Raw genomic sequence first — 13,819 nt, 5'->3', positions numbered from 1 at the left:
ATGTCAGTAATCCTCGAAGGTAGCAGCCTGTTCGTCGTAGACATCGAATACATTGTACCAATGAATCAGGTGGAACCCGTAATCGACTCGCACATGGATTTTGTACACGCGTCTTATAAAGATGGCCGGTTCCTGATGTCCGGGCCAAAGGTTCCACGCAGTGGCGGCCTGATCGTGATGACCGCCGACAGCCGGGAGGAGGCTGAGAAGTATCTGGAACATGACCCGTTCGCACAGGAAAAGGTTGCCAAATTTCGCGTGACCGAGTTCCGGGCGTCCAACCTGCATCCCGCTTTGAAAGCCTGACTTACTCGTCTTCGAGTCGAATTCTCAAATCCCGCAGCACCGGCAGCGTGCTGCGGACACGCTCCAGCCCCAGCTCTCCAACGACGCGGTTGATCAGCGGCGCAATCGACGAAATTGCCTGATCGCGCGCACGACGACCAGCGGGGCTGATCGCGACCATCTTGCGGCGGGCGTCGTCCCAGTCGGGGCGGATGTGGATGTATCCGGCCCATTCCAGTTTGGCCAAGGTGTTGGTCATCGCCCCTCGGGTCACGTGGAACGTATTGGCCAGCTGCGCGGGGCTGCGCTCATCCCCCACGAACACCAGATGGTTCAGCACCGAGAAATGCGAGATTTCCATGCCCTTGGGCAGCACCCGGCTCAGCCGGTTGCGCAATAGTTGATCGGCGGTCAGGATCTCGCTGAACAGCGTGACCGCAAGGGCATTATGTTCGTCAGTCATGGTCCGGTTCTGGATCAGGGCCCGTCGAAAGGCCGCACGTGAGTCAACGAGGGCACCCGACGGCGCGCCTCTGACACAGAACTATCATCCAAATCGAAAAAGTGAATGCCTGGATCGTCCCCTGCGTCGACAACGACCTCTCCCCACGGGGCCACAACCATGCTGTGACCGTAGGTTTGACGCGTTCTGCCGCGGGTTTTCGGATGCTCTCCGGTCTGTGCCGGGGCCAGCACCCAACAGCCGGTTTCAATCGCCCGCGCCCGCAGCAGTGATTCCCAATGGGCCGCGCCGGTGACCGGCGAAAACGCCGCTGGAATGGTCAGAATTTGCGCCCCCGCCTGCGCCAAAGCGGCATAGAGATGTGGGAAACGGATGTCATAACAGATGCTCAGACCAACCGTGCCGAAATCGGTTTTGACCAGCACCGCCTTACCGCCAGGGCGATAGTTTTTGGATTCGCGGAAGGTCTCAGATTCCGAGACCTGCACGTCAAACATGTGAATCTTGTCATACCGCGCCACGATCTGCCCTTGCGGGTCGATCAAAAAGGAACGGTTGGCAAAACGCCCATCGGCATCGTGGGTTTTGATGGCCAAAGACCCGATTAGCAGCCAGACGCCCAGCGCGGCGGCCTGATCTCGCAGGCCCGCCAGCGTTTGGTCGTCTTCTTCATGCTGTAGAACGTCGCGCTGCCGTGTCGTGCTGGTGGACACACAGTTCGTCACCTCGGGCGTCAGAATGAACCGCGCGCCATGATCTGCGGCCTCGGCCACCATGGCGCGCACCATTTCCAGATTTTCGGCCGGGTTATCCGACGAAGTGATTTGCAGCAGCGCGGATTTCATCAGGCCGCCAAAAGACGGTCCAGCTTGCCCTGACGGTCCAGTTCGTACAGGTCATCGCAGCCGCCCACATGCTGCGTCCCGACGAAAATCTGCGGCACGGTGCGTTTGCCGCCTGCGCGTTTGATCATCTCTGGCTTGCGCTTGGGGTGCATCAGCACGTCGATCTCTTTGAATTCGACGCCTTTCTGTTTCAGCAGTCGTTTGGCCGCATGGCAAAAACCGCACAGCGGCGAGGTGTAGATTTCAACCGGTTTCATATTCCGTCCCTTTGGGTTTCGCGTGATCTTCCGCGAATTAGGCATCCTTGGCAACGCGTGCCAGTACCAACACGAAAATATGATTTGCACCCGCTGCATGGCAGGCACGCGCACAGGCTGTCAGAGTCGCACCAGAGGTCATGACATCATCGACCAGCAAGATATCCCGTCCCTTAATGCGCGACCCCTGCCTGGGATGCGCCGAGATCGCACCGGCCAGTGTTTCCGCCCGCTGAGCAGCGGTTTTCCCGTCCAGAACTGGCGTTCGTGCCCGTCGGTGCAACAGGTCCGGGCACACCTCAATTCCCGTTTCCCGCCCCAGATGCTGGGCTAGCAATGCCGACTGGTTGTACCGCCGCTTGATCAAACGGGACCAGTGCAGGGGCACAGGCGCGATCAGCATGTTGTCGCGAAATAGATCCCGCCCGGCTTGCGCCATCCACCGAGCTGCTGGCTTTGCCAGCTCAGGTCTGTCGCCGTGTTTCAAGGCCAGAATCAAGGCGCGCGCCTTGCCATCGTACATCAGCGCAGCCCGACCATCCTGCCAGGGGCGAGCCGTTTTCATGCAGTCATCGCATTCGATCCGGTGACCATCCACCTCGCCCGGCAAGGGCACCCCGCAGCTTTCGCATACCACTCCGCCAATGAAAGGTGTGTCGCGCCAGCAAGCGCCGCACAGGCCGAAATCCGCTTCGGTCAATTCACCACATCCCAGACATCGCGGTGGATAGATCAACTCGACAGCGGTTTGAATCCGCTGCCATATGCGGTAGTTGCGCCCTATGAAACTGCCTGAGTCCAACGCACCCTCTCTGTTCGACCGCCCAGCCCTGATCCGACACCGTGCCCGCGCGCGGGACGAGGCGCTGTTTTTGCATCGCGCCGCGGTGGATGAGGTGCAGGATCGGCTCTCCATGGTTAATAAAACCTTTACGGCCCCAGCGATTGTGACGCCGTTTGCGCATATCTGGCAGGACATTTTGCCGGAGGCACAGATCGTTTCGGATGACGAGGTTCTAGACCTGGCACCCAGAGCGCATGATCTGGTGGTTCACGCCATGGCGCTGCATTGGGCCAATGATCCGGTGGGGCAGCTGATCCAATGTCACCGCGCCCTGCAGCCCGACGGCTTGCTGCTGGTGGTGTGTCTCGGCGGTGAAACCCTGCACGAGTTACGCGCCGCCCTTGGGCAGGCCGAGATTGAGGTCACAGGTGGCCTCAGCCCCCGTATCGCCCCGATGGCCGAGCTGCGCGATCTGGGCGGGTTACTACAACGCGCGGGGCTTGCGCTGCCGGTTGCCGATACCGCTCGTCTGACGGCGGAATACCGCGACTTGACCCATCTGATGCATGATCTGCGCGCGATGGGAGAGACCAACAGCCTGTCCGGACGCATGAAACACGCCACACAGCGGCAGGTCTTTGCCCGGGCGCAGCAGATTTACGCCGATCACTTCCCGACACCGCAGGGGCGTTTGTCCTCCACTTATGAATTGATTTGCCTGACCGGCTGGTCACCCGATGACAGCCAGCAAAAACCATTGCGTCCGGGATCAGCGCAGGCGCGCTTGGCCGAGGCGCTGGGAACGAAAGAAGGCAAACTGTCCAATTGACGACCGGAGATTTCCGGTTATCTCAGCCAGATACAGAGAACTCTCAGGAAGCTCGAAATGTTTGACGCCACTCGCCCCGATCATGCCCCTGCGGACCACCCCAAGGTCAAAATGGGCCGCGTCGGCATCCTGCTGGCCAATCTTGGCACACCGGACGACTATAGCTATTGGCCGATGCGCCGGTATCTGAACGAGTTTCTGTCGGATCAGCGCGTTATCGACTATCCCAAATGGAAATGGCAACCGATCCTGCAGGGAATCATCCTGACCAAACGCCCGTTTAGCTCGGGCGAAGCGTACAAATCGATCTGGAACCACGACAAGGGCGAAAGCCCGCTGATGACGATCACCAAGGACCAGACCGCTAAGCTGCGCAACGCGATGCAGGCGCGTTATGGCGATCAGGTGCTGGTCGATTTCTGCATGCGCTACGGCAACCCGTCGACCAAATCGAAAGTGCGCGAAATGGTGGCGGCGGGCTGCGACCGCATCCTGTTCTTCCCGCTTTATCCGCAATATGCGGGCGCGACGACGGCCACCGCCAATGATCAATTCTTCCGCGCGCTGATGGATGAAGCCTGGCAACCGGCCGCCCGCACCGTACCTGCCTATTTCGATGAACCCGCCTATATCGACGCTCTGGCCGGGTCGGTGGAACAGGCCTATGCAGCGATGGAAGCCAAGCCGGATATATTGGTTTGCTCCTATCACGGGATGCCGGAACGGTATTTGCAGCAGGGCGATCCATACCACTGCCAATGCGCAAAAACCTCGCGCTTGCTCAAGGAACGGCTGGATTGGTCGGACGATCAGCTTGTTTCAACCTTCCAATCGCGATTCGGGCCTGAGGAATGGTTGAAGCCGTATACGGTCGACCACGTGGCCGAGTTGGCGCGGCAGGGCAAGAAAAACATTGCCGTGATCGCACCGGCGTTTTCCGCCGATTGCATCGAAACGCTGGAAGAGATCAACGAAGAAATCAAGGAAAGCTTCGAAGAGGCGGGCGGTGAAACCTTTACCTATATACCCTGCCTCAACGATGATGATTCGCACATCGCGGCATTGGGCAGGGTGATCGAAGACAATCTGAAGGGTTGGCTGGACTAAGCAGCACCCATCAATCAGGCATGAAAAAAGGCGGTGGATCGCTCCACCGCCTTTTCTCTAGATGACGCTCGTCAAATTAGCTTGCTGCAACAGCTGCGGCAACTACGACCAGCAGGATCAGCGGCAGGATGATACCCTGCGACGAACCTTGAGTTTCCTCTACAACAACCGGTGCTTCAACAACCGGCTCTTCCAGGTTACCGGCATAAGCGGTCGAAGCAGCAGCAGTCAGTGCAGCGGCGAGAACGAGTTTCTTCATATTAACCTCCAGAATTTGCACGGTTCCGAATAGTGAAACCGCACACCCAAGACTTACCTCGTGTTTTTTTCTAACCAGCTATCCGACTGGAATGCAATTGCAACTTGCGCCGCAAGCGGGTTCGTGCGCGAAAATGTCGTCAAATTAGCAACACTTGCGTGCCGACCTTCGCCATTGAAAACAGTTCCGCGATATCCTCATTGAACAAACCGATGCACCCATTCGACGAACGGCGGCCGATTTTGCGCGTGTCATGTGTTCCGTGGATGCGATAATACTTCCAACTTAGATACAAAGCGTGCGTTCCCAATGGGTTATCAGGACCCGGCGGGATATAATCCGGCCATTCGGGGTTGCGCTTTTTCATCGAAGGCGTGGGTGACCAGCTCGGACCCTCGACTTTGCGGATCACACTTGTACGACCACGGCGCGTCAGCTCCTCGGTCAGAGGTACGGACGAGGGGTAAAGTTTATACACCCGCTGGTCGTCGGACCAGTAATGTAACGCGCGCGAGACGGTATCGACCAAAATGGCCCCGTTATTTGTGTTCGAGAAATAGGGTTGCCAATCCAACGCACGAAAGCCCGAGATATTTCGCCGCACATTGGGTTCCGCCTCGGGTGCGGGGCGCAGCGGGTCGCCGGGAATGTATTGCGCAATCGCAGGTGAGGCCAGCAGGGCTGAAGCCCCGGCCAGGAATCCGCGACGGGAAGCTACATGAATGTGTTTCTTGACCATGAGGGGCGGTCCTTTGCTAAGGCCAGTCTGAAAATCTGTCGTATTCTATTGCCAGAATGCTTCAGTCGCAAATCAAACCGGCAGAATCACGCAGAACGGGTCCATTGTGCGTTTGCTCAAGACGGTCTGTCACGCTATGCCGTAGATTAACACAATCATCAGGTCGATCATGACGCGTATTATTTCATTACTGTTTACCTGCTTTTTTGCGCTGGCCGCATGTACACCCAGCAGCACCCCGACATATGGATCGGATGGCCGGCCGCTGCCGACCGTCTACAAAATCCGGGGCAATCCTGAAAAACTGCAGTTCCGCATGCTTGATTCGGTCAACGCACTGCGTCAGGCGCAGGGCTTGCAGTCAGTGCAGCTGAATTCGCAGCTTAATGCCGCGGCCGCCACCCACGCCAAGGACATGGCACGGCAAAACCGCCCATGGCATTTTGGGTCGGACGGATCATCGCCAATCGACCGCGCCCAGCGCGTGGGCTATTTTGGCACGTTCCTGGGCGAAGCAATTTCCGAGACCTATGAAACCGAAACCGAAACGCTGGCCGCCTGGATGCAGGAACCTGGTCCGCGCTCGGTGATTTTGGACCCCAAGGCCACGCAGATGGGTTTTGCATGGCATCAGGAAGGTGGCGGGAAAATCTGGTGGACGCTGGAAATGGGCGCTGGCGGTTAACCGCAACCCCATCCGAAAACGAAAAAGCCCCCGGAAAACCGGGGGCTTTTTTCATATCCTTAAAGGCTTAGGCCGCTTGCATAGACTGCGCTTCGGTCAAAATCGCATACAACTTGACCGGGTCCGGGTTGGCCCGCAACTTGGCGCAGACCGAGGTGTCACGCAGGGTGCGGGACACCAACGCCAGTGCTTTCAGATGATCCACCCCGGCCTCTTCTGGGGCGAACAGGGCAAAGGCGATATCGACCGGCTGGCGGTCAACCGATCCGAAATCGATCGGTTTTTCCAACATGACAAACACGCCTGAAACGTTTTCCAATTCAGCCATACGGGCATGCGGCAAAGCCACGCCATGACCCACACCAGTCGGCCCCAGGCTTTCCCGTTCCAGCAGCCCTTCGACAACAATCTGGGCATCAAGGCCCAACGCTGCCTCAGCCACATCCGCAATTTCCTGAAACAACCGCTTCTTGCTGGAAGCGGCGGACAGTACGCGAACTGCTTCGGGCTTCAATATGCTCGAAAGCTCCATGATTACGCTCCATGGCGATGCCCCCGCATTTGCAGGGGCCTGCCTTTGCTATTCTTGCCTGTTACGGATCGATCCAGCCGATATTACCGTCCTCCCGACGATAAACGACGTTCAATCCGTCCTTGTTTTCATTCCGGAACACCAGCACCGGGGCGCCGGCCAGTTCCATCTGCATGACGGCTTCACCAACACTCAGCGATGGGATCTTGGTTTCCATCTCAGCCACGATCATCGGCTGCAGAGATTCGGGTTCGGCAGCCGAGTCAGATTCGTCAGAGGCGAGGATATAGGACGACGCCCCAAAGAGTTCAACAGGCTCAGACCGATCCTTGTGGTGATCCTTCAAACGCCGCTTATACCGGCGCAGCTGTGTTTCCATCTTGTCGCAGCAACCTTCGAACGCTGCATAGATTTCAGTTGCATGAGCTTTGGCCTGCGCCGTCAGCCCCGTAGAAAGATGTACGGTGGTTTCGCATACATATTCATGCGCTGAACGGGAAAAGACGACGTTGGCATCTGTTGGGCGCTGGGCATATTTGCCCACAACCTCGCCCAGTTCGGTCTGCACGTGAGTTTGCAGCGCCGCGCCGATGTCGATCTGTTTTCCGCTGATTTGGTAACGCATGTGATCTCCTTCACAATTCACACCCATTCTTACGTCACGTTACGCGACGCACGTGTTTTTATCGGGTGGGGGAAAAAGGCATATCCTGCAGTAGCCGCGCCATTTGCCCTTCCAGGAAGGGGCATCGTGATCCAGACGGAAACCGAAGAAATGCCATGACCCAATTGAGGCAAGAGACGGCGGGAGAGTCAATCAAAACAGACGTGTATATACGTGATTTCCGCCATGCAGTCGGCGCATTTCTGCGCAAGCCTATGATATACGGAAATTTTCACCCAGATAAACGCGCCGGACGTTCTCATTTTCGACCACTTCGTCCGGGGTGCCAGACATCAGCACCTGACCGTCATGCAGGATATAGGCGCGATCCACAATCTCCAACGTTTCCCGCACGTTGTGGTCGGTGATCAGAACCCCGATACCGCGTTTTTTCAGATCAGCGACCAGGTGGCGGATATCGCCCACGCTGATCGGGTCGACACCCGCAAAAGGTTCATCCAACAGCAGGTATTTCGGGTCGGCCGCCAGACAGCGCGCAATTTCAACCCGGCGGCGTTCACCGCCCGACAAGGCCAGCGCGGGTGCCCGGCGCAGGTGTTCAATCGAAAAATCCGATAGCAGCTCTTCCAGCCGCTCTTTGCGGCGATGGGCGTGGCGGACAGTGATATCCAGAACCGAGGCGATGTTGTCCTCGACGCTCATGCCGCGGAAGATCGACATCTCTTGCGGCAGATATCCGATGCCCAAACGCGCGCGGCGGTACATCGGCAAAGTCGTTACGGTCTGCCCGTCGATCGTAACCGTGCCCGCCTCGGGGAAGACCAGCCCGGCAACCGAGTAGAACGTGGTGGTTTTGCCCGACCCGTTCGGACCCAGCAGCGCCACGACCTCGGACCGGTCAAGCGTCATCGACACATCGCGGATCACGGTCTTTTTGCTATAGGATTTCCGCAGCTTTTCTATTCTGAGGCCGGATTGCCCCTCGGCCACGGTCAGTTCAGGCCGCGCCATCAATTATTGCCCTGCTGCAGGATGGTTTTGACATTGCCTGTCATCGTTGCCGTGCCAGTGGTCAGATCAGCATTCATCTGATCGCCGCTGATGGTGCTGGGCCCCTGCGTTAGCAGCACATTGCCCTTCATCACGATCACACCTGAATCAATGGTGTATTCGGCCCAGTCACCCTCGGCCGCGTCGGGCGGGCTGACCAGAACCACATCTTCGGTCGCTTCCATCCGCTCGATACCCGAGCGATCCTCATTATACAGAACCAGCACCCGTTCAGCGGTCAGGCGCATTTCCCCTTGAATGACGATCACATTGCCCACAAATTCGGCTGAGCCGTTTTCTTGATTGACGTTGAGGGTTTCCGAGGTCACCTCGACCGGCAGCGAAGGGTCAGCCTTGACCGCGCCAAACGCAACCTGAGTCTCCTGCGCCGCCGCAGAAAAAGCACCAAGTGTCAGTACAAGGCAAAGTGGAACAAATCGAAAATCGAACACAGGTTATCTTTCTGCTTTTTCAGGCTCGTATATCAGCTTCACGCCGTCTGTAAAAATAATATGGACCGGTCCGTCCTTTTTTTCCGTTCCAAAGGTCATGCCACCTGCTGAAATGTTGCCGAGAATCCCGGTGCCATGCACCTCACCCGGCGCGTCACCGCGAATTTCATCCAGCGCGGTGTTCAGCAGATCGGTTGTGATCTCGGTGCCATCGGTCGAGGTTATGACCACATCGCCAATAAAGGTTGCGGTGTTTTTGTCGGGGCGGATCATGCCAGAGTTGGAATCCAACGTGATAACGCCGCCGCCCGAAAGGCCCAGGCGGCCCCGGAACTCGGCCGCTGTCGGGGTGGAAGCTTCGGTGCCCTGCGTGGCGCGGGTCGCTTGGATCTGGACCTCTTCGCCCTTGCGCGTGGTGCCGCGGTAGTTTGGCTGCGTCACCACCTGATCGGCCAACCGTTCGTCGATATCCTGTTGGGAAAAGGGCACGGACACATTGGTTTCGATGCTGCGCGACAGCAAGAACACAGTGGACAGCATCAAGATGGCCACCAACGGCAGCACCACCTTAAAAAACTGAACCATGCGTGAATGTCCGTCCACCGCTCAGCCCCTACCTAGCCCAGACCGACGCGCAAACAGTCGTGGATGTGCAGCAGCCCCTCGGCCTGCCCCTGTCCTTCGGGATCAACTACAAACAGCGAGGTGATCTTGTGATCGTTCATGATCGCAACCGCCTCTTCCGCCATAGCGTTTGGTGCGATGGTCATCGGGTTGCGGGTCATCACCTCTTCGGTGGTTCTGTTCAGCAACCCGTCCATGTTCCGGCGCAAGTCACCATCCGTGACGATGCCCATCAGGCGGCCCGCCTCGTCGGTCACGCCGACGACACCAAAGCTTTTCTGGCTCATGACCAGCAAGGCTTCGCTCATCGGGGTGCCAACAGGCACCACGGGCAGGTCGGCATGCATCAGATCGCGCACAGTGGACAGCTGCGCCCCCAGTTTGCCGCCGGGGTGGAAGGCGCGGAAATCCTCGGGCTGGAAGTCGCGGTATTTCATCAGCGCAATGGCTAACGCATCGCCCATCGCCAAAGTCAGCGTGGTCGAGATCGAGGGCACCATGCCGAACCCGCAAGCCTCACCCAGCGACGGGATCAGCAGATGCACATCGGCCTGCTTCATCAACGTGCTTTCCGGCTTGCTGGACAGGCCGATCAGCGGAATGCCAAAGCGGCGGGTAAAGGCCAGCAGGTTTACCAGTTCCGGTGCCTCGCCCGAATTGGAAATCGCCACAACCACATCACCTTTGGAGACCATGCCCAGATCCCCATGGCTGGCCTCGGCCGGATGCACGAAATAGGCAGGCGTGCCGGTGCTGGCCAGAGTGGCCGCAATCTTGTGACCGATATGGCCGGATTTGCCGATGCCGCTGATGATGATGCGACCCGGAGCCTGCAGGATCATCTGCACGGCTTCGGCAAAGTGCTCGTCCAGACTGTCGGCCAGCACGTCCAGCGCGCGGGCCTCGTCGGTGACGACCTGTTTGGCGGTTCTCAGAAAGGACTCGTTATCAGTCATGAGTGTGCAAAGATATCCGTTTCGGGCCAGCCTGCGAGGTCAAGTTTCGCACGCATCGGCAAGAAGTCAAAACACGCCTGCGCCATCTCGGCACGGCCTTCGCGGGCCAAACGCCCGTCCAGCGCATCGCGTAGCTGATGCAAGTACAGAACGTCCGAGGCCGCATATTCCAGCTGAGCGTCGGTCAGGGTTTCGGCCCCCCAGTCGCTCATCTGCTGCTGCTTCGAAATATCGACACCAATCAGCTCCTGACACAGGTTCTTCAGGCCATGACGGTCGGTATAGGTGCGCACCAGACGGCTGGCGATCTTGGTGCAATAGACCGGCGCGGCCAGTGCGCCAAAGGTGTGGTACATCGCGGCAATGTCAAACCGTCCAAAATGGAATAGCTTTAACACGTCGGGGTTTTCCAACATGGCGCACAGGTTTGGTGCCTGCGTCTGGCCCTTTTCAACCTGCACGATATGGCTGTTGCCGTCGCCGCCCGACATCTGGATCACGCACAGGCGGTCGCGATGCGGGTTTAGCCCCATGGTTTCGCAATCAATGGCCACCACAGGGCCCAAGTCCAACCCGTCCGGCAGGTCGTTTTTATAAAGATGGTTCGCCACGGGGTCTTCCTTTATGCGATATCGCCCCCGAGATAGGAGGTTTGGCCCGTAAACTCAACGCCATCAATAGAATGCGACAAACATGCGCGGATTTCTTGACCCCACCTGCTTTGACAGGAAAATGGATAAGGCCGCCGTGCGTCTTGCATTAAGCAGGCTCTGACGCGACGCCAATTGAAAAAAGGTCCGAACCGCCGATGCTGAGTGTCCTGCGAAACCGCACCTATCGCCATCTGCTGGGCGCTCAGGTCGTCGCGTTGACGGGCACCGGTTTGGCGACAATTGCGTTGGGGCTACTGGCTTATGATCTGGCAGGTGGCGCGGCCAGTCTGGTGCTGGGCACCGCACTGACGATCAAGATGGTGGCTTATGTGGTCGTCGCCCCACTTGCCGCAGCCTTCGCAGAGCGGCTCGACCGTCGCCGGATGCTGGTGGCGTTGGATCTGGTGCGTGCGGCGGTCGCCGTCTGCCTGCCTTTCGTGACCGAGATCTGGCACATTTATGTGCTGATCTTTGTCCTGCAATCCGCATCCGCCGGGTTCACCCCGGCGTTTCAGGCCACCATCCCCGACGTGCTGACCGATGAGCAGGACTATACCAAGGCGCTCTCCCTGTCGCGGCTTGCCTATGATCTTGAAAGCCTGCTCAGCCCTGCTCTGGCCGCAGCGCTTTTGCTGTTCGTCAGTTTCGACAGCCTGTTCTGGGGTACGGGCCTGGGGTTCATCGCCTCGGCACTGTTGGTGGTGTCGGTTGCCCTGCCCTCACCCAAACCGACAAGACGCCGTGGAATTTATGACCGTACGACACGCGGCATTCGTCTGTACCTGCATACACCCCGACTGCGCGGATTACTTGCCCTGACTTGGACAGCAGCGACCCTCAGCGCGATGATTATCGTCAATACGGTTGTAATTGTACGGTCCGATTTGGGCCTGTCGGAAAGCGCTGTGGCCATAGCGTTGGCCGGGTTCGGCGGCGGTTCGATGCTGGCCGCATTTGCCCTGCCCAAACTGTTAGATCGGTTCATGGACCGCACCGTTATGCTGAGCGGGGCCATTTTCGGAATCCTGGCAATTGGTCTCTCTGCCATCCTGTTCGCGGGCATGCCGATCTCTCTGATCGGTCTCGCAATACTCTGGGCCTGCATCGGGTTTGGCTATTCCGCCACGCTGACGCCTTCAGGCCGGTTGCTGACCCGCTCGACGCGATCCGAAGACCGACCAGCCGTGTTTGCCGCCCAGTTCACCCTGTCGCACGCCTGCTGGCTGGTGCTATATCCACTAACCGGCTGGATCATGACCACAACCAGCACGGCGGCAACGTTGGGTTGGATGACCCTGGTCGCGGCCCCCGGGGTTATGGTGGCCCTTGTGATCTGGCCGCGTTCGGACCGGAAAGCCGTTTCAAAAGAACGTGCTGACATGTCTTGAGCCCCCCTGCCCCGGTGCATTACACCTTGGTGCATCATGGATCAGCTAGACCGTCGCATTATCGCCGCCCTGCAGCACAACGCTCGCGAATCGACCACCAAGATTGCCGCGAAGCTGGGCGTGGCACGAACCACCGTGCATGAACGCATCAGCCGTATGGAAGAGCGTGGCGTGATCGCAGGCTATTCGGTGGTTCTGAACAGCCCCGAAGACGCCCCGCGCGTACAGGTGGTCGTGCTGCTGGAAGTGCAGCAAAAGGAAACCAAGCGTATCATCAATCGGCTTGAGGCTTACCCCGAGGTCAAGCTCTGCCTGTCGATAAATGGCGAGTTCGACCTGCTGCTATCGGCCGAGGCCCCGCGGATCGAGGACCTGGATATTCTGGTTGATGATCTGGCCAAGATCCCCGGCGTGCTGCGCACCAATACCAGCGTTGTCTTCGGCCGCCGGATTGATCGAATCTGAACGGCTGATAACCCTCTGTAAACCCTAGCAGGACTAGCTTGGCCGGGACTGATCAGAATCCCGGACCGGCAGAATGCCCCATCGTTTGATCTTTGGCCTGAGTTTGCTTGCGTTGTGTGCGGCGCAACAGGTCTTTGCCATGCCCGATGCCAGCGGGGCGGGCATTTGCGATGCAGCCGCGCGCCGCGCTGCCCAATCCCAGGGTGTACCACTGGATGTCTTACGCGCGATTGCGCGGGTGGAAACCGGGCGGTTGCGCGGCGGGCGGTTGGAACCCTGGCCCTGGACCATCAATGTCGAAGGGCAAGGATACTGGTTCACGTCCGAGTTTGAGGCGAAATCTTATGTTTTCGACATTTTCAAAGCAGGCAAGCGCAGCTTTGACATCGGCTGTTTTCAGATCAATTACCGTTGGCACGGCAAGGCATTCCGGTCCATCGACGCCATGTTCGACCCGGATGAAAACGCCACCTACGCCGCCCGGTTTCTGAATGAACTGTATGCCGAGCTTGGATCGTGGCCCGCAGCCGTTGGGGCCTATCATTCCCGCACACCATCGCTGGCCAATGCTTACTCGGGCCGGTTTCAGACCGTACTGGCACAACTGGATCAACCCTTGCCCACTGCCCCGGAACGGGCCGCGCGCGACCCGTTTACCACCGCCGCAACCCCTCTGATCCCGGTCAATCTGCCACAACCGGGTGGCGGCGCGCTGGGGTCGCTGGTTCCGCCTTCGGGCACTGCCACCGCCTTTATCTCGTTCAACTAGGAGGCATGCGTGCCCAAGATCGACGCCCGTTCCCTGTTTTCTCCGACCGTGC

20 protein-coding genes are annotated in these 13,819 nt (G+C 58.5%); 7 read left to right on the top strand and 13 right to left on the bottom strand.

Annotated elements, in window-relative coordinates:
* Positions 1–306: a YciI family protein gene (locus ACR0DL_RS14665; RefSeq protein ID WP_480689826.1), complete on the top strand. Its 306-nt coding sequence runs from the start codon at positions 1–3 to the stop codon at positions 304–306.
* Between the two features lies 1 nt (position 307).
* On the opposite strand, the gene ACR0DL_RS14660 is transcribed toward ACR0DL_RS14665, so the two are convergent.
* Genes ACR0DL_RS14660 through ACR0DL_RS14645 form a run of 4 tightly spaced genes read right to left on the bottom strand, consistent with a single transcriptional unit; the run spans position 308 to position 2,652 of the window.
* Positions 308–748: a MarR family winged helix-turn-helix transcriptional regulator gene (locus ACR0DL_RS14660; RefSeq protein WP_170351908.1), complete on the bottom strand. Its 441-nt coding sequence runs from the start codon at positions 746–748 to the stop codon at positions 308–310.
* Positions 749–762: 14 nt separating this feature from the next.
* Complete coding sequence (locus ACR0DL_RS14655) at positions 763–1,593, bottom strand: carbon-nitrogen hydrolase family protein (protein WP_480689824.1); 831 nt, start codon at positions 1,591–1,593, stop codon at positions 763–765.
* On the bottom strand, positions 1,593–1,850 hold the full coding sequence (gene grxC, locus ACR0DL_RS14650) for a glutaredoxin 3 (RefSeq protein WP_170351906.1): 258 nt from the start codon (positions 1,848–1,850) through the stop codon (positions 1,593–1,595). Before grxC ends, ACR0DL_RS14655 begins: the two co-directional genes overlap by 1 nt.
* A gap of 37 nt (positions 1,851–1,887) precedes the next feature.
* The gene (locus tag ACR0DL_RS14645) at positions 1,888–2,652 is read right to left on the bottom strand and encodes a ComF family protein (RefSeq protein WP_226689707.1); all 765 of its coding nucleotides are present in this window, start codon (positions 2,650–2,652) and stop codon (positions 1,888–1,890) included.
* Here ACR0DL_RS14645 and ACR0DL_RS14640 point away from each other — a divergent pair.
* Both ACR0DL_RS14640 and hemH read left to right on the top strand, forming a co-directional pair.
* The gene (locus tag ACR0DL_RS14640; RefSeq protein ID WP_480689822.1) at positions 2,633–3,463 is read left to right on the top strand and encodes a methyltransferase domain-containing protein; all 831 of its coding nucleotides are present in this window, start codon (positions 2,633–2,635) and stop codon (positions 3,461–3,463) included. The two genes, ACR0DL_RS14645 and ACR0DL_RS14640, sit on opposite strands and share 20 nt — an antisense overlap.
* Positions 3,464–3,520: 57 nt before the next feature.
* Positions 3,521–4,570 carry a ferrochelatase gene (gene hemH / locus ACR0DL_RS14635; protein WP_480689820.1) on the top strand — a complete coding sequence of 350 codons (1,050 nt, stop codon included), beginning with the start codon at positions 3,521–3,523 and terminating at the stop codon, positions 4,568–4,570.
* Between the two features lie 76 nt (positions 4,571–4,646).
* On the opposite strand, the gene ACR0DL_RS14630 is transcribed toward hemH, so the two are convergent.
* Positions 4,647–4,829 carry a hypothetical protein gene (locus ACR0DL_RS14630; protein ID WP_010442520.1) on the bottom strand — a complete coding sequence of 61 codons (183 nt, stop codon included), beginning with the start codon at positions 4,827–4,829 and terminating at the stop codon, positions 4,647–4,649.
* Positions 4,830–4,968: 139 nt separating this feature from the next.
* Positions 4,969–5,568, bottom strand: coding sequence for a L,D-transpeptidase (locus ACR0DL_RS14625; RefSeq protein WP_170351903.1), 600 nt, complete (start codon positions 5,566–5,568; stop codon positions 4,969–4,971).
* Positions 5,569–5,737: 169 nt separating this feature from the next.
* Here ACR0DL_RS14625 and dalA point away from each other — a divergent pair, with 169 nt between their 5' ends.
* A complete protein-coding gene (gene dalA / locus ACR0DL_RS14620; protein WP_480689818.1) occupies positions 5,738–6,253 on the top strand; it encodes a divisome-associated lipoprotein DalA in 516 nt (171 codons plus the stop codon).
* Positions 6,254–6,320: 67 nt separating this feature from the next.
* Here dalA and ACR0DL_RS14615 read toward each other — a convergent pair whose 3' ends face one another.
* The 7 genes from ACR0DL_RS14615 to ACR0DL_RS14585 all read right to left on the bottom strand — a co-directional run bounded on the left by ACR0DL_RS14615 (position 6,321) and on the right by ACR0DL_RS14585 (position 11,103).
* Positions 6,321–6,785, bottom strand: coding sequence for a PTS sugar transporter subunit IIA (locus ACR0DL_RS14615; protein WP_170351901.1), 465 nt, complete (start codon positions 6,783–6,785; stop codon positions 6,321–6,323).
* Between the two features lie 61 nt (positions 6,786–6,846).
* Positions 6,847–7,410 carry a ribosome hibernation-promoting factor, HPF/YfiA family gene (hpf, locus tag ACR0DL_RS14610; protein WP_170351900.1) on the bottom strand — a complete coding sequence of 188 codons (564 nt, stop codon included), beginning with the start codon at positions 7,408–7,410 and terminating at the stop codon, positions 6,847–6,849.
* A 252-nt stretch (positions 7,411–7,662) separates the two neighbouring features.
* Complete coding sequence (gene lptB, locus ACR0DL_RS14605) at positions 7,663–8,421, bottom strand: LPS export ABC transporter ATP-binding protein (protein WP_170351899.1); 759 nt, start codon at positions 8,419–8,421, stop codon at positions 7,663–7,665.
* Positions 8,421–8,912, bottom strand: a complete 492-nt coding sequence (locus ACR0DL_RS14600) for an LptA/OstA family protein (RefSeq protein ID WP_413247494.1) — start codon at positions 8,910–8,912, stop codon at positions 8,421–8,423. Before ACR0DL_RS14600 ends, lptB begins: the two co-directional genes overlap by 1 nt.
* Positions 8,913–8,915: 3 nt before the next feature.
* Positions 8,916–9,497 (bottom strand): LPS export ABC transporter periplasmic protein LptC, encoded by a 582-nt coding sequence (gene lptC / locus ACR0DL_RS14595; protein ID WP_480689816.1) that lies wholly within the window; start codon positions 9,495–9,497, stop codon positions 8,916–8,918.
* Positions 9,498–9,529: 32 nt separating this feature from the next.
* A complete protein-coding gene (locus ACR0DL_RS14590) occupies positions 9,530–10,492 on the bottom strand; it encodes a KpsF/GutQ family sugar-phosphate isomerase (RefSeq protein WP_480689814.1) in 963 nt (320 codons plus the stop codon).
* Positions 10,489–11,103 carry a ribonuclease D gene (locus tag ACR0DL_RS14585; RefSeq protein WP_170361890.1) on the bottom strand — a complete coding sequence of 205 codons (615 nt, stop codon included), beginning with the start codon at positions 11,101–11,103 and terminating at the stop codon, positions 10,489–10,491. Before ACR0DL_RS14585 ends, ACR0DL_RS14590 begins: the two co-directional genes overlap by 4 nt.
* Before the next feature lie 197 nt (positions 11,104–11,300).
* Between ACR0DL_RS14585 and ACR0DL_RS14580 the strand changes: the two genes are divergently transcribed.
* The 3 genes from ACR0DL_RS14580 (at position 11,301) to ACR0DL_RS14570 (ending at position 13,767) form a co-directional block, all read left to right on the top strand.
* Positions 11,301–12,533 (top strand): MFS transporter, encoded by a 1,233-nt coding sequence (locus ACR0DL_RS14580; protein ID WP_480689812.1) that lies wholly within the window; start codon positions 11,301–11,303, stop codon positions 12,531–12,533.
* Positions 12,534–12,569: 36 nt separating this feature from the next.
* Positions 12,570–12,998, top strand: coding sequence for an Lrp/AsnC family transcriptional regulator (locus ACR0DL_RS14575; RefSeq protein ID WP_170379279.1), 429 nt, complete (start codon positions 12,570–12,572; stop codon positions 12,996–12,998).
* A gap of 73 nt (positions 12,999–13,071) precedes the next feature.
* Positions 13,072–13,767 carry a lytic transglycosylase domain-containing protein gene (locus ACR0DL_RS14570; RefSeq protein WP_480689810.1) on the top strand — a complete coding sequence of 232 codons (696 nt, stop codon included), beginning with the start codon at positions 13,072–13,074 and terminating at the stop codon, positions 13,765–13,767.
* Positions 13,768–13,819 lie beyond the last annotated feature (52 nt).

This window comes from Ruegeria sp. BB5, assembly GCF_056539405.1.
Note: the sequence above shows the minus strand (reverse complement) of the source record. Positions and strands in the feature narration are given on the sequence as shown.